The sequence below is a fragment of the Nostoc sp. UHCC 0252 genome, assembly GCF_034931145.1.
Taxonomy (GTDB): Bacteria; Cyanobacteriota; Cyanobacteriia; order Cyanobacteriales; family Nostocaceae; genus Nostoc.
Genome location: NZ_JAYGHE010000038.1, coordinates 46,031 through 61,715 on the forward strand (window position 1 = coordinate 46,031; position 15,685 = coordinate 61,715).

Here is a 15,685-nt window from a genome sequence, read left to right on the forward strand (position 1 = left end):
ATTAATGAGTCTCTGAACTCCATTAATGAGTGTTTGAACTCCATTAATGAGTGTTTGAACTCCATTAATGAGCCTTTGAACTCCATTAATGAGCCTTTATGCTCTGATTGCTGCTCTAGAGTGTTCCAAAAAATAAATGATCCAAAACCCGTCATTGCGAGCGAAGCAAAGCAATCGCAAGGGCTGGGATTGCTTCGCTTCGCTCGCAATGACAATTGAGCATTTTTTTACTTGGAGTACTCCTATGTTAATAAAATTATTGCTTAAACAACGCCCAAGCCAAAAACCTTTCGGTATGATACAACGCTAATTGATTGCTCACACCGTTGAAAACGGCATCAAAAGCGTGTTCCGCCCAAGGAATTTGTATAAAAACCGCAGTATTACCAGAGTCACGTAGACGTTGATACATCTTTCTGCCAAATCGCGCTTCTACTAAATGGTCACGACTGCCGTAAATTAATAGAGTTGGTGGTAAAGGGCGTGTCAGATAATTTATCGGTGAAGCAATTTTATACTGATTAGGCAATTCTTCTAAAGAACCACCCATAAATGTTTTTAAAACAGCGCGGGTATTGATAGGATCGGGAAACGGCGGTGTTTTGTATCCTCCAGGCAAGTTGACAGGGCCGTAATAGTTCACCACAGCCCGAATAGGCGGTGCATCTGGTTGATAAGCTGCTAACATTGCTAGGTGCGCTCCCGAAGAACGCCCTAAAAGCACCATGCGTTCTGGATCGGCTTCATAAGCTACTGCATTTTTGCGAATAAAATTCAAGGCTGCACGCACATCATCTAACTGGGCTGGAAATTGATATTTAGGTGCGTGTCGATAGTCGATCGCAAATACTGTATATCCCTGATGAGCCATATATTCGTTAAACTCAGAATTAAGCTGAGGATTGCCATATTGCCAAGCTCCGCCATAAATTACTACCATTGCTGGATATTTCCCTACCTCTGAAGGTTGATAAACTTCCATTTTTAAAGGCACTCCCGCAGGAAAAGCAAAGGTAATATCTTTTTGATGACGGGTTTTACCTAATGCAATACCCCGAAAAGAATTAACTAAATTAAAAGGATGAGTCTGCATTTTAGCTATTACTTGGGCTGGAATTTGCTCTAGATAATTTGCTCCCAGCCCTTGCTTCATCGCTTGAGCCATCTGTATTTGAGCTAGTGGGATATTTACTAATACCCATGTACAAATTAGCAATCCTATTAAACTGAAAATGGAAGCTAAACGCCGGATTTTACGGCGACGAATGTAGAAAAAAGACAGTAATAAAAGGAGTAAATTTAATAACAATAACCAAGGACTGACTTCTGGCGCTCCCACTGCTAGGGTGAGTAATAACATATTTGGAGCCGGAAGAAAAATCCAAGAACTGAGAAATAGAGTTGCACAACTTAGTAAGAATATAAGCCATGAGAAAACTATTTTAGGTTTAAGAAACATAAATCAAAATGTCATTACTAAGGGCAATCTAATTCAGAGGTTGTTTTAAAAGTATTTCGCTGTGACTTTAGGCACTTTTGATCCCCCCTAACCCCCCTTAAAAAAAGGGGGAACCCGGAATCAAAGTCTCCCTTTTTAAGGGAGATTTAGAGGGATCTAAAACTTTTGATACCGACAAAAGGACTCTTGAAACATCCTCTCAGCGTAATCATTTTTTTATCAACCTAAGCCCAGGTGATTTAATAAAGCTTGGCGCATCACTTCTACAGGTACATTTTCCTGCTGCAACCAAATTTTTAAGGCTGCTACCCCTTGTTGGACTAGCATTTCTAAGCCATCGATCGCAATTGCACCTTGTTTTTCAGCTTGCTTTAGAAATTGTGTCGGTTTAGGGATATATATTAAATCGTAAGCGATCGCACCTGTTGGTAAATTTCCTATTTCCTCTCCACTCAAAGGCGACTCATCAACCTTGGGATACATACCTATGGGCGTTGTGTTTACCAGCAGATTAGCTTCGGGTATTAGCTTTGAAAGTTCCTCCCATTGATGGACTTGCAAATTTTCAGCTATAGGTGAATTGCTCCAACTATTGCTAAATTCTTGTAATCTCTGCACATTCCGCCCCACAACGTGAATTTTGGTAAAACCTAGTTGGTGACAACCTGCTACAACTGCTCTGGCTGCGCCACCATTGCCTAAAATTACCGCTACCTTCTGACTCCAATCCTGTTTATAGGTTGTCTGCAAAGGGGCGATAAATCCTTCTATATCTGTGTTTGTCCCCACCCATCGATTATTTTGGCGACTAACAGTATTTACTGCGCCGATAGTTTGGGCAAGAGGGGTAATTTCTGACAGAAGAGGCATGATTGCCTGTTTGTGGGGGATTGTAACACTAAAGCCGACAACACCAATAGCGGCAAAGCCTGCGATCGCTACTTCTAAATTCTCCGGTGCTATAGGAAAGGGAAGATAAACATAATCTAATCCTAAATTAGCGATCGCAGCATTATGCATCGCTGGCGAGAGCGAATGCTCCACTGGATGTCCAATTACCCCTAGCAGTTTAGTTTTGCCTGTAATTAATCTTTCTTTAGTCATTTGTTATTTGTCATTTGTCATTAATTATTTCTCTCCCTGCTCCCTGCTCCCTGCCCCCTGCCCCCTGCCCCCTCCCCCCTGCCCCCTGCTCCCTGCCCCCTGCTCCCCGCTCTCCTACTCCCCACCTAGCCTACAATTATTAAAGCTACTTAACAATTCTTTGAATCATGCAGGCAACAACAGCCCCCTCTACAACCCCAATTCCTGGTAAATATTGGCAGTGGCGCGGGCACAACGTTTACTACGTCCGTGCGGGAGAGAAGCAAGCGCAACGTCCGCCCTTGCTTTTGGTACATGGATTTGGTGCTTCCACAGACCACTGGCGCAAGAATATCACAGGATTGTGTCAAGATTTTGAAGTATTTGCGATCGATCTTTTGGGATTCGGGCGATCGGCAAAACCAAAATTGCAGTACAGTGGCGACTTGTGGCGCGACCAACTTCATGATTTTATTAGTGAAGTAATTGGTCAAAAAGCAGTATTAGCGGGTAATTCTCTTGGTGGCTACGCTGGTTTGTGTGTTGCAGCACAGCGTCCCGAAAGTGCGGCTGGTTTAGTTTTGCTCAATAGCGCCGGGCCTTTTAGCGAAAGCCAGCCGACACCTGAGCCTGAAGCTTTACAATCAGAAATTCAGCCTCCCAAACAACCCGCTAATTTGCAGAAACTTCTTGGTGACGGCACTAAGTGGATTTTTCAACAACCTTTAGCCCAGTTTTTGTTATTTCAGTACGTGCGACAACGTTGGGTAATTCGCCAAACCCTAGAAAAAGTTTATCTTGACAAAAGTGCCGTTACAGACCAATTAATAGAAGAAATTTCTCGTCCTGCTGATGATCCTGGTGCGTTGGATGTGTTTGTTTCAGTCTTTAGCAGTCCTCAAGGGGAAAAAGTTGATGTGCTACTAAAGCAATTAACTTGTCCATTGTTAATGTTGTGGGGAGAAGCTGACCCTTGGATGAATTCTAGAGAACGTTCCCAAAAGTTTCGTCAATATTATCCTGAACTCACAGAACACTTCCTAACAGCCGGTCATTGTCCCCATGATGAAATCCCCGATAGAGTAAACCAACTTTTAGCCGATTGGGTTTTGTCTATCACCAATTAATACAAATCTCTCCCCGCCTCTATCTTTGTCCCTCTCCGAATTAAATAATTAGATCCCCGACTTTTTTAAGAAGTCGGGGATCTAAGCCTTAATTTATTAACGTAGGGGCAATATTTAAAATAATCCTTCAGATTCAGCGAATTTGCGTAAACGTGGTATGCATTGGCGTTGGTAAAAACTGCTTAATGTTGGAATCGACAAGTCAAATTCCTCAGATAATTCTTTCCAGCTAACTTCCGGGGGTAGGCGTTTAAGAATTAACACCTGACAATTCACATCAGGTCGCCCTTTAATAGAAATACGGCGCAGTTCACCTTCAGAATCTGTCCTAGCCCATGTCTCCAACTCTTCCAGAATGGGAGGTACTTGGGGCGCGGCTGGAAGGTTATCTATAGGGTCAATTGTTTCACTTGTTCCACCCGATGTAGACTGACGAACCCGAAGAGGAACTGTTGTAGCTTGTTCCCGGTTCTGGTTAATGTAAAAGTCCTGTAGTCTCCGTTTTAGATAAGCATTTAGCCAAGTAATGACACTGCCATAGCTGGAATCATAGGTTTGACCAGTTAAACCTTCACAAACATTGCGGCAGAAATACAACCAAGTTTGTTGTAGTGCATCTTGATAGTAGGGAGTACTTTCCCTCCAAAGTCTATTTGCTGTCAAGCGAATAATTTGCGTGAGCAGCTTTTGACGCTGAGGACTTCCAAGTGGGTGTCCACAGGCTTCGGTAACTAAGCGACGTAGCTGTTCATCGAAGTAAACCATGACAATGTTGGGGCAGAAAGAAAGCAAGAATATCTTAGTATTGCGTATAACAACGCCACAAAAAATTACCTTTCGTCAAGATGTTGGGAATTGGGAATTAGCAAGAGGACAAGGAGAATTGGGGACAAGGGGAAAGACTACTTGTTTCAAATTCTCACCTCTTGTCCCCCTGCTCCCTGCCCCTTGCCTCTTCCCCATTCCCCTCAATATAATCCCAGCCAAGAAAATAAATTTTCCCACCAGGAATATGTCAGATTACCAACACTCAGCTTCATTTTGTTGCGAATGTCTTGGATTTTCCAGTTAGTTAGTTTAGCCAGAGTTTGCGCCTCTTGTTCAAAACGTTTGGGCAAAGACCGCTTATATTCTCTACCCGCCTGACATTTGAGTTCCCCTTGGAACGGATGTTGCAAAACATAACGCCCTTGGAAAAATTCACTATTAGCAGTTTGTTGAAATATTAGGTCTTCAGGGAATTTATCGCGGGTGTAACGTACATGCAACCGCGAGATGAAGACATCACTTCTAGGAAAGGGACGGCGAAAGCTTGGGGATACTGGTACATTACTTCCAGAATTATTATCTAGCCAAAACACGCCTGCTTGCTTCAGTTCTTCTTGGCTCAGAGGATCGGCTGAACAGGGATCGCAACTACCCATATTCCAAGCGTATTCTAAAAAACCAACTTTCTTGTCTTCTTTGGTGTAGGCAGTTTGAAACATTGATTTGTAGAAATCACCAAATTCATTTTTGACAAACAAGGGAACGTTTGTGTCGGAGGGGATTTTCACCGTCCGATAGTTAGTGAGTTCTGCCTGTCCTTGAGGTGAGAGGATGTAGACAATCAAATCTTGCTCTGTCGTGGCATTGATCATACCCAGACGAATTGGCAGCATGAACTTGGGTGACTGGTAGGAAATTTGTAGCGGACGAAGGAACTGGTAGCCAGATTTCTCGAATGTATCTAAGTTGACTTTGGCAACAAAGAATTTCATTGAGGAGCGGATATAGGGTTTAAGTAACTGTTTTGCACCTCTGGGGATTTTGTAACCATTGCGTTGAAGCCAAGTTTCTAGTCCGCCAGATTCTTTAGCACTAAGAATCACGATGTCGTATTCGCCGACGTTGAAACGTGCTTCGACTGTTACACCCAAATTAGCATCACTGCTTCTCTTACGCGGTGACTCATTGCTTGCTGCTGATGTTGGTGCTGCTGATAACTCCTGGGGGTAAACTGGGGCACAAGGATCTGGATCGAAATATTCTACCAATCGCGGGGCACTAAAAGCATCTAAGCGTTCGATAATCTTAGGTTCCGTGACGCGAACTTGCTCTTTTTGTACCACCGTTGGTACTGGTACTACCATTGCAAAATCTTTGACTTCGCCTTGGAAATCGTTTGCCATTGTTAGGACGGTGCGATCGCTATCTCGCGCGATCACCACCTGAGAAGCTTTGTTATACAGTTTTGTATCAGCTTTGGCTACATAAAATCCACAAAATGCCCAAGCTGCGGGTGCAAAGCAGAAAACAGCTACAATTACTAACAATAATGGCGTTAAGAGTCGAAAAAATCTCATTTTATACCTCTGCATTTTTAATTAGAGACGCGATGAATCGATTAGACGCGATGAATCGCGTCTCTACAAGAGGCACTTCTCCTGTTTCTTCATCTGCCTCTTGCCAAGAAAACCTCGGGGCTAACCACAAAACATCTAACAGGATGGTCAATGGCGCAAGGGCAAAAAGCGCCCAGAAAACTGCTGTGGGAATAAAGAAATAATTCCGTAGGATAAAAGTTAATCCGGCGATGCAGATTGCCCAAACTACCCGCCCAATTCGGGAATTGGGAATCGATCGCGGATCTGTAATCATAAATAGGGCAAACAGCAGCAAAGATCCGCTCATTAATCGATGCCAGTAAACATCCCAAGTCCAACCCAGCCAGAGATTGCGAATCGCTTCTAGTAAGGAGTAGGAACCCAAAAAGGCTGCTGTGGTGTCCCAGCGACCAACGCGCTGCAAAATCATGCCGCCAGTACCGGCAAATAATAGCCCATACCACCATTCTTCACCCCATTGTCCTGGCGAAACCCAAGCATCGGGGGTGAGAATCAAGGCAGATATGATGCCGAAATTGGTGGGATTGAAGAAATGCTTATCGCCGATTTTGAAAATAAACTTGCTAGCGATCGCAATTGCTGCGGCTATTGCCATTGTCGTCCAGTGATCAGCCCGTAACAACAGGCCCAGTCCCAAAGAGGTAATTAAAGCACTCCGAAGATTTGCCATTTGTTCTTTGCCAGTAACTAATGACAATATCCATTGGGTTACAAGACTGGTGGCGATCGCTACCCCAATCAATTCTGGTCGCAGCGTCCAATCTCTTGTACCGATTCCCAATACTAGAAACAAGCCGAGAAAGAGAATTTGATAATCTCGTATATCTTTGAGCAGCATTAATCCTTAAATTCCGCGATTACCCGTAGATTTCTCATCAATCTATACGAGTGCTAGCTCAAATAGTAATGCTGTTACAGATTTTGTTACAAAGCATCGGCACAGACGGTGCGATCGCCCTGTCTGCAAGCCACTTTGCATCTACGTTAAAAAATTGACTCAATTTACAGTTTTCATACATTTGAAGCGCATCTGACATAAGGGCACAGCATTGCTGTGCCCCTACCGCGTGGTCTATTTACCTGAAAATAGCTGTCATTACGAATTACGTTCGCGTAGCGTGCCGGAGGCTCTATTACGAATTACGAATTATTAATGCGCTACTACCACGCTCTACTAGAGAAGGAGATAAAACGCGGTTTTCCACAGTTTTTTCTTCTAATAAATCGAGTAACATTTGCATGGCTATGCCACCAATTTCTAACATCGGCTGGCTGACTGTTGTAAGTGCCGGTGTAACGTAACGACCTAAAGCAATACCATCAAATCCAACTAGGCTTAAATTTCGTGGTACTAAAATACCTAGTTCTTGGCAAGCTAAAAGAGCGCCAACCGCCACCATATCGTTGTAACAAAAGATCCCTGTTACCTCAGCAGTCAATAGTTTAGATAGCATATTTTGTCCGGTGGCGACATCGCTGGTTCTGGTATCATACTCGTCACTAATTGCAACCCAATCAGGATTTTGTGGTAAACCAGCTTCAGTAAGAGCCATTCTATACCCTTCTAGGCGCTGCTGATTCGACCTGCTGCGATCGCTTACACCAAGATAACCAATGCTGGTGTGTCCCAAACTTATTAAATGCTCTGTGGCTAATCTAGCACCTAAGCGATCGTCTATTGCTACTGAGTGAAATATTTCGGATTGATCTTCAGTCTGGCTATTAATCAGAACTGTTGGTACAGCAATTTGGTTTAGTTGCTTTGTATGCTGTTTGCTAATTCGTGAGTCGGCTACTAAGATTCCGTCTACTCTGCGGCGATGAAAAGTATCAATAGCTGCCATTTCCTGCTCTAAATCTCGGTGTGAAGAACTTAACAAAACACTCAGTCCAGCTGGTCTGGCAATCTGTTCAATTCCGTCTACTACCTCAGCAAAAAAGGGATCTGCAATGGAAGTTACTACTACACCGATAGTATTAGTACGTTTATTTTGCAAGCTCTGAGCAATAGCATTTGGCACATAGTTCATTTCCTGCGCCAGTTGCTTAATTTCTTCTCGCACTTTCGGACTAATGAGAGCATTATCTCGCAAAGCGCGTGAAACTGTAGAATGAGAAACACCTGCTCTTTTAGCAATATCTTCAATTGAAATTCTTCGTTTATTCATTTTGTAGTTTAGATTTTATTTTAAATTTATGCACACGTGTGCATAATATGTATTATTATAGAAAGTAATCGTTATTTGTCAAGAGATATTAATACAACTCAGATTTTGCATACAAAAAATTCAGTAGTCTTACGCCCTGCCCTTTACCTCAATAACCTAATTCTTCAAAAAAATATGATTATTATCGTCATGGGTGTATCTGGTTCTGGTAAAACCACTATAGGAAAACTGCTAGCAGACTCCTTAGACTGGGAGTTTAGTGATGCTGATAGTTTCCACTCGCCAGGGAATGTTGATAAAATGCGGCGCGGTATCCCGTTGACTGAAGCTGACAGGATGCCTTGGTTGCAAGATTTGCAAACAGCCATAAAGCATTGGCTGCAAGAGAATAAAAATGTAGTGCTGGCGTGTTCGGCTTTAAAAGACAGCTATCGGCAATTTTTGGTATTGGATAGCGGCTGCACTAACACCAAGAGCGATCGCATCAAGTTAGTTTACCTCAAAGGGCCTTATGAGTTGATTCAAACGCGGTTGCAAGAGCGTAGCAATCATTACATGGGCGAAAAACTATTGAATAGCCAGTTTGATACTCTCGAAGAACCATTAGATGCCATATCTATCGATGTTGCACAACCACCTCAGATAATTGTCCAGAACATTAAAACGGCTTTGAAAATTTAGCTTATTGGTTGCAACCGCAAGATTAAGATTAATTAAGTCTTCCCTAAAATCCCAACTTTTGGCAACTAAATGCCTCGGATATAAGTCTAGAAAGGTTTTAAGAGTGTTTCCAAAAAATAAATGATCCAAAACCCGTCATTGCGAGCGAAGCGAAGCAATCCCAGCCCTTGCGATTGCTTCGCTTCGCTCGCAATGACAATTGAGCATTTTTTTACTTGGAGTACTCTAAACTGTAGTGTGTAGGAGAAAAATAGTGTTTCTAAGATTAGCGCAACAACACCAGGAATTTGTTCAAGACTTGGTAAAGAACCTGCAAGCCTTGACAATTATACTTGAACGGCGTGGTTATTCTGCCTCATGTTACACGTGCGGCGACCAAATGAAGAGTGCTTCATTTATGGTTAGCCTGCGAGAAAAGCATCTAATTCGTTTTGTCGTGTCTGATTACGGGATTACTTGGATGGAATTGTGGGGCGATCGCGAATTAATGAAGTTGGAGGGTGCAGAAGCAGTAAAACAACTTCAAGAGTTAGCTAATATTGCCAAGCATTCATCTACCATAAGTCGCTTCGCTCCAATTAAAAATTAAAAATGTAAAATTAAAAATTGCAATTCTTTTGGCGCTTGAACCCACTACTGATTGTAGACCACTAAATCTGCATATTTAGTAGTAGCTCAGTACCCAAAATTAATTAATTAAAAATTATTCTTCTTCACTAATTTTTAATTTTTAACTTTTAATTAAAAAAACGGTCAACAGAGCATTGAGTCGCCATATAAGTACGCCGAAAATTGAGGCAGCGATTCGGGATATTGTTAATGCTTTCAACCGTTTTAGTTTACCGTTGATTTGGGATGGACGATGGAAGTGGACAGACTTCCATGACTTGAATCAAGCCATGCTCAAGGGTGAATCGATGCCCTACGTGTTCATCGGCAAGAACTCCTCCAACCAAGTCACGCACGACCTGATGCACATCTACCAAAATGCGTCCAGCCTCCTCCGAGTAAAAGGAAATCGGCTCGACGTGCGGATTGATCTCGCTCCATTGCTCCGTCCAGTAAGCGCGAACTTCTTCAGGCCCACGGACAAAACCGCCTTTGAACGCTTTCGGCCAAGCCACGTCTGGAGTCATGAGGGCAAGGGCAGCGTCAATGTCTCGCGCGTTGAAGGCCGCGTAAGCCGCACGGAGCAGTTCGATTTCTGGTGCAGGTTGATCTGACATAAGAGGTATGGTAAAAAAGATGCAGCAGAGCTTAACAAATTATTGTACCGTTAAAGCTAAGTATTGTTATCGAACAGAATACAGGAGTCAGGAGTCAGAATTCAGGAAAGGTATTCTGTATGACTAGTGGATGAATAATTGGATTGATTATGACTCCTGAATTCTGACTTATGAATTCTTCTTCAATAATCTTTCTGCTCCGAGTCGATTGTAAAAAACACTTAACAAAGTGTCTTGTATACAAATGTACAAATAGAAAAAAACTTAACACAAGTTTTTGCACACGTGTGCAAAAATAAAAATAAGTCAAAAACAGGTTTTGCACACCTGTGCATAATATTGCGAAAGCCCGATTTCAAAAAGCAATATCGACGAGTAACAAGATATGTCTCAAATCCTCAAGAATGCCATCGACCAAGCTCAATACAATCCGTTACATTCGCTAGAGGAGTGGGAAGAAGACTTACTTAATCGTTATCCCAATCCAGATAGCATAGTTAAAGAAGGTAAAACCACTCAAGACTACAGGAATTACGAAACCCTAACCAGAGACACGGTAAAAGAATTTTATCGGTTAAATCATATTAATCAAACATATAATTTTGTCCTTGAGAAAGAAAATAATTTTCTCAAGTTTGATAAAAAAGAAATGTCTGTTTGGGGTGCAATTGAATTTTTGAATCAATTAGTAGATGATTCAGATCCCGATACAGATATGGATCAGTTACAGCATCTATTGCAAACATCAGAAGCCATACGCACTGATGGTCATCCTGATTGGATGGTAATTACCGGTTTCTTGCACGATATGGGGAAGGTACTTTGTCTGTTTGGTGAGCCTCAATGGGCTACCGTAGGTGATACTTATCCTGTAGGTTGTGCCTTCTCTGATAAAATTGTTTTTTCAGAATTTTTCCAAGAAAATCCTGATTACAATAATCCCAATTACAACACTAAGTATGGTATTTACAAACCGAATTGTGGATTAATGAATGTACATATTTCGTGGGGACATGATGAGTATCTATATCAAATAATGAAAAACTATTTACCTGAACCTGCATTGTATATACTTCGTTATCACTCATTTTATCCTCAACACCGTGAAAAGGCATACAACCATTTGATGGATAACCACGATCGCCAAATGTTTAAATGGGTTAATTTATTCAATCCTTATGATTTGTATTCAAAAAACCCGATTCCTCCCAATTGGCAAAAGTTAAGACCATACTATGAAGATTTAGTGGCTAAATATTTACCCGCAACGTTAAAGTTTTAAATTTTGAATCTGAGAATATTAAGTTTTTTTAAGTGTATTTATCTTAAAAATACTTAACATTTCCAAATACTACAATTCTAAGAGTTTTAACTAAAGATAGATTAAAAACTTTTCTTTACTCCGTAAAATTCAATATCAGCCAGGCACATTAAAAAAGCATTTTTACCAAAAAAAATGTGATTTTATGACGTGGTGTGATCGTCATAAGTTTGCTTTAAAAATAAATAATTTATTTAGTCATGTTTAAATATTTAGCTTTGCTTTTTTAATAATAGACATCATATCAGTTTCAAATTTGGTGCAAGTAAGAATGGTTTTTAGGAGATATATGAATATGAAAAGGATTGTGTTCAACTCTGGGGTTACGTTTCGCGTAATGGCAGCTAGCGTACTAGGTATTATCAGTGGTAGCATGGTCGGCTGTACAAATGCTTCTCCCGATCGCAACACTGCTACTAATACTGATATAAAACCTGCTACAAATACTAGTGCCGTAACTAAAACGGCCAATGGAAATACAAAATTGCGATCGGTTGCCCTTACTGTTGGCGATTTAAGTAACCCTTTCTTCGTTGTTATGGGACAAGCAGTTGAGGCAGAAGCAAAGAGAATTGGCGGAAAAGATGTCAACGTTATTATAGCTTCCAGTGCTTATGACCTTAACCAACAAGCCAATCAAATTGAGAATTTTACGGCTGCGAACACTGACATCATTGTTTTGAATGCTGCTGATAAAAGTGGCATTAGGCCAATAGTTGAAAAAGCAAAACAAGCAGGTAGAATTATCATTGCCGTAGACACAGGCGCTGAGGGAGGTGTGGATGCCACCATCACTACTGATAATACCCAAGCTGGGGAAGTTAGTTGCAAATATATTGCTGACCGCCTCAAAGGTAAAGGCAATGTAGTAATAGTTAACGGGCCGCCCGTGGACTCGGTAATTCAGCGAGTTAGTGGCTGTGAGAATGTATTGTCTAAATATCCTGATATCAAAATTCTCTCTAAAAACCAGAATGCAGGCGGTAGTCGGGATGGAGGACTTAGAGTTATGACTGATTTGCTCACAACCTTTCCGAAGATTGATGCTGTTTTTGCCATTAACGATCCGAGTGGAGTTGGTGCAGAATTAGCAGCTAACCAAGCAAAACGTAAAGATTTCTTTATTGTCGGGGTTGATGGTGCGCCAGAAGCAATAACTGCGATCGCATCTCAAGACAGTTTATATGCTGCAACTGCCACTCAAAATCCCCGAAGAATGGCTCAAAAAGCAGTTCAGGTGGGGAACGACATTTTAAATGGGAAGAGACCTAGCGATCCTACAATTCTGATTCCAGTCAAGCTGATCACAAAAGATAATGTCAGCACAGAGAAAGGCTGGTAAATAATAATATTTGTAAATTGAGAATTAAAAGTTATGTCTAATCTGAATTGAGTCTTTTGATGCATTGACAGAGCTTTTGCACATACCCATGATGTATATATGTGCGCGTGTAGAAAGTTTTGATATATCGCCTTTCGATATTCAGAATTTTTCGAGATAGTAATCGTTTTTTAAAACATGATTTAGTGATGATTTTCATTTCATACATATTAAATGTGAGTTGATTAATTTCTAACTCACAAATTCCGGCTTTGAAATTCTTTTTACAGGAGATGTTCATGACAACAAGTATCGAAACTTCATTTCCTGATACACCAAGCACTACCCCTGTATTAGAAATGCAAGGGATAACCAAACGATTTCATGGTGTATCTGCACTCCAGAATGTTAATCTCACGATTTATCCGGGAGAAGTTCACGCCCTTATGGGTGAAAACGGAGCAGGCAAAAGCACATTGATGAAAATCCTGGCTGGGGCTTACATTGCCGATGAAGGAGAAATTCGGATCAATGGTCAACCCTTCAAAATTACCGATCCGGCGACAGCACGTAAGGCAGGTATTAATCTTATTTATCAAGAACTGAACGTTGCGCCTAATTTAACCGTTACCGAAAATATGTTTATGGGTAGCGAGTTGCGGCGAGGTCAGTTTTTAGACCGCAAAGCCATGCAACTGGAAGCAGAGCAAGTGCTAGAAAGCCTGGGAGCCAATTTTACAGCCCAGACTGTAGTTGGTACACTAGCGATCGCAGAACAGCAGCAAGTTGAAATTGCCAGGGCGCTAAAAGACAAAAGCCGCGTTTTGGTGATGGATGAGCCAACAGCAGCACTATCTGACCGCGAGAGTGAGCATTTATTTGGGGTAATTCGCAAACTACGGAATGATGGCATTGCCATTATTTACATCAGCCATCGCATGGAAGAAATCTATGCCTTAGCTGACCGGATTAGCGTCCTGCGCGATGGTCAATATATTGGTAGTCTTACACGCAGTGAAATTTCTCCCCAGCGATTGGTGCAGATGATGGTCGGTCGCTCCATGCAAGACTTTTACGAACATCAACGGCAAATGAATCCTGGCCCCGTAGTGCTGGAAGTTAGAAATATCAGCGACGTTCGCAAAAAGATTGAGCCGGCTAGTTTTGAACTTCATGCGGGAGAAATTCTCGGTTTAGCGGGGCTAGTTGGTGCAGGACGAACAGAACTATCCCGACTAATTTTTGGTGCAGACCGCAAAGCCAGTGGTGAAGTCTTTTTGAATGGTAAAAAACTGGAAATTAATTCGCCCAGTGATGCGATCGCTGCGGGAATTGGTTATGTCCCAGAAGACCGTAAAGATCAAGGTTTATTTCTGGAGATGAGCGCCCGGAAGAATATTGCCATTAACACACTTAAGGAGGATGCAAAGGGTGGAGTTGTTAACTGGAGTTCAGTTAATCGGCTGTCAACAGATGCAGTAGAAAACTTTAATATCCGCCTAGCCAATTTGGAAATCAGAGCGCTGGATCTTTCTGGTGGGAATCAACAGAAGCTAATGCTAGCGCGTTGGTTAGCTATTAAACCAAGAGTTTTGATGTTAGATGAGCCGACACGCGGCGTAGATATTGGTGCCAAAAGCGAAATTTACCGAATTATGAGTGAATTAGCAGCACAAGGTGTTGCTATTTTAATGGTTTCCAGCGAACTATCAGAGATTGTCGGTATGAGCGATCGCGTCTTAGTGATGCGAGAAGGGCAACTAGTAGGCGAACTGGACGGCAGTCTTGGCAAAGAAATCACCCAAGAAAAAATTATGCATTATGCAACTGGAGCATCGGAGGTATCAGCATTATGAGTCAGACAGTCAGACCGCCTGCCAATAAATTAGCCAACAATCCTGCATCCCGTAACCGGAAATCAATCAGCACTTTCCTAGAAGTTGCGGGTATTCTGCCAATTCTAGTAATTATCTGCATCTTATTTGCATTCCTTTCTCCCAACTTCCTTACGGGCGGTAACATCATTAATATCTTGCGTCAGGCATCGATGAATATTGTGCTGGCGACAGGAATGACCTTTGTGATTCTCACCGGAGGTATTGACCTTTCAGTTGGGTCAATACTGGCTGTTTCTGCCGTAGTTGCCCTGCTGGTATCACTACTACCGGCTTTAAGTTGGGCTGCTGTACCTGCTGCTTTGCTTGCAGGATTGCTTTTGGGCTTAGTCAACGGCGCTCTGATTACCTTCTTGGATGTGCCACCTTTTATTGTCACCCTGGGTTCACTAACAGCCCTGCGGGGTATGGCCTTTTTGGTAGCCAAAGGGACAACGGTGATTAACCGGGACATAAATTTTGCTTGGATAGGTAATAGTTATATCGGCCCTTTTCCGTGGCTGGTGATAATTGCACTACTGACTGTAGTTATCAGTTGGTTTGTACTCAGACAAACTGTTCTAGGAGTGCAGATATATGCCGTAGGTGGTAACGAGCGGGCAGCCAGATTAACTGGAATTAAAGTTAATCGGGTGTTGCTATTTGTCTATGGAATTAGCGGATTACTCGCAGGTTTAGCAGGAATAATGAGTGCCAGCCGTCTTTATAGTGCCAGTGGCATATTGGGACAAGGTTACGAATTAGATGCGATCGCAGCTGTTATTCTTGGTGGAACCAGTTTTACAGGCGGTATTGGCACTATTGGCGGCACTCTTCTAGGTGCATTAATCATCGCTATTCTCAACAACGGTTTAACTCTGTTGAACCTATCTTACTTCTGGCAACTAGTCGTCAAAGGACTAGTAATTATTTTGGCAGTAACTATTGACCGACTCCGCAGACGTTCTAGACGGTGAAGAAGCAGGGGGGCAGGGGGCAGGGAGCAGGGAGCAGGGAGCAGGGAGCAGGGGGCAGGGG

Annotated in this window: 14 protein-coding genes; 7 read left to right on the top strand and 7 right to left on the bottom strand. The window is 42.2% G+C overall.

Translation table 11 applies throughout. From position 1 onward, the window contains the following. Positions 1 to 256: 256 nt before the first annotated feature. Both VB732_RS20575 and VB732_RS20580 read right to left on the bottom strand, forming a co-directional pair. Complete coding sequence (locus VB732_RS20575) at positions 257 to 1,459, bottom strand: alpha/beta hydrolase (RefSeq protein ID WP_323232761.1); 1,203 nt, start codon at positions 1,457 to 1,459, stop codon at positions 257 to 259. Positions 1,460 to 1,678: 219 nt separating this feature from the next. Next, positions 1,679 to 2,563 (bottom strand): shikimate dehydrogenase, encoded by an 885-nt coding sequence (locus VB732_RS20580; protein WP_323232762.1) that lies wholly within the window; start codon positions 2,561 to 2,563, stop codon positions 1,679 to 1,681. A 167-nt stretch (positions 2,564 to 2,730) separates the two neighbouring features. Here VB732_RS20580 and VB732_RS20585 point away from each other — a divergent pair, with 167 nt between their 5' ends. Next, positions 2,731 to 3,669, top strand: a complete 939-nt coding sequence (locus VB732_RS20585) for an alpha/beta fold hydrolase (protein WP_323232763.1) — start codon at positions 2,731 to 2,733, stop codon at positions 3,667 to 3,669. A 114-nt stretch (positions 3,670 to 3,783) separates the two neighbouring features. Here VB732_RS20585 and VB732_RS20590 read toward each other — a convergent pair whose 3' ends face one another. The 4 genes from VB732_RS20590 to VB732_RS20605 all read right to left on the bottom strand — a co-directional run bounded on the left by VB732_RS20590 (position 3,784) and on the right by VB732_RS20605 (position 8,224). Then, on the bottom strand, positions 3,784 to 4,434 hold the full coding sequence (locus VB732_RS20590) for a sigma-70 family RNA polymerase sigma factor (protein WP_323232764.1): 651 nt from the start codon (positions 4,432 to 4,434) through the stop codon (positions 3,784 to 3,786). 203 nt (positions 4,435 to 4,637) lie between these two features. Next, positions 4,638 to 6,014, bottom strand: coding sequence for a DUF2330 domain-containing protein (locus tag VB732_RS20595; RefSeq protein ID WP_323232765.1), 1,377 nt, complete (start codon positions 6,012 to 6,014; stop codon positions 4,638 to 4,640). Position 6,015: 1 nt separating this feature from the next. Next, positions 6,016 to 6,894: an RnfABCDGE type electron transport complex subunit D gene (locus VB732_RS20600; RefSeq protein WP_323232766.1), complete on the bottom strand. Its 879-nt coding sequence runs from the start codon at positions 6,892 to 6,894 to the stop codon at positions 6,016 to 6,018. Between the two features lie 295 nt (positions 6,895 to 7,189). Continuing rightward, positions 7,190 to 8,224: a LacI family DNA-binding transcriptional regulator gene (locus VB732_RS20605; RefSeq protein WP_323232767.1), complete on the bottom strand. Its 1,035-nt coding sequence runs from the start codon at positions 8,222 to 8,224 to the stop codon at positions 7,190 to 7,192. Positions 8,225 to 8,398: 174 nt separating this feature from the next. Between VB732_RS20605 and VB732_RS20610 the strand changes: the two genes are divergently transcribed. Beyond that, positions 8,399 to 8,905 (top strand): gluconokinase, encoded by a 507-nt coding sequence (locus tag VB732_RS20610; RefSeq protein WP_323232768.1) that lies wholly within the window; start codon positions 8,399 to 8,401, stop codon positions 8,903 to 8,905. A 253-nt stretch (positions 8,906 to 9,158) separates the two neighbouring features. Continuing rightward, positions 9,159 to 9,494, top strand: a complete 336-nt coding sequence (locus tag VB732_RS20615; RefSeq protein ID WP_323232769.1) for a DUF1815 family protein — start codon at positions 9,159 to 9,161, stop codon at positions 9,492 to 9,494. Between the two features lie 250 nt (positions 9,495 to 9,744). Here VB732_RS20615 and VB732_RS20620 read toward each other — a convergent pair whose 3' ends face one another. Beyond that, entirely contained in the window at positions 9,745 to 10,131 is a 387-nt protein-coding gene (locus tag VB732_RS20620) for a nuclear transport factor 2 family protein (RefSeq protein WP_323232770.1), read from the bottom strand. A gap of 385 nt (positions 10,132 to 10,516) precedes the next feature. On the opposite strand from VB732_RS20620, the gene VB732_RS20625 reads away from it, so the two are divergent. The 4 genes from VB732_RS20625 to VB732_RS20640 all read left to right on the top strand — a co-directional run bounded on the left by VB732_RS20625 (position 10,517) and on the right by VB732_RS20640 (position 15,624). Beyond that, positions 10,517 to 11,413, top strand: a complete 897-nt coding sequence (locus tag VB732_RS20625; protein ID WP_323232771.1) for an inositol oxygenase family protein — start codon at positions 10,517 to 10,519, stop codon at positions 11,411 to 11,413. A gap of 328 nt (positions 11,414 to 11,741) precedes the next feature. Beyond that, a complete protein-coding gene (locus VB732_RS20630; protein ID WP_323232772.1) occupies positions 11,742 to 12,794 on the top strand; it encodes an ABC transporter substrate-binding protein in 1,053 nt (350 codons plus the stop codon). Between the two features lie 278 nt (positions 12,795 to 13,072). Continuing rightward, positions 13,073 to 14,629 carry a sugar ABC transporter ATP-binding protein gene (locus VB732_RS20635; RefSeq protein WP_323232773.1) on the top strand — a complete coding sequence of 519 codons (1,557 nt, stop codon included), beginning with the start codon at positions 13,073 to 13,075 and terminating at the stop codon, positions 14,627 to 14,629. Beyond that, positions 14,626 to 15,624, top strand: a complete 999-nt coding sequence (locus VB732_RS20640; RefSeq protein WP_323232774.1) for an ABC transporter permease subunit — start codon at positions 14,626 to 14,628, stop codon at positions 15,622 to 15,624. The genes VB732_RS20635 and VB732_RS20640 overlap by 4 nt, the downstream gene beginning before the upstream one ends. The last annotated feature ends 61 nt before the right edge of the window (positions 15,625 to 15,685 follow it).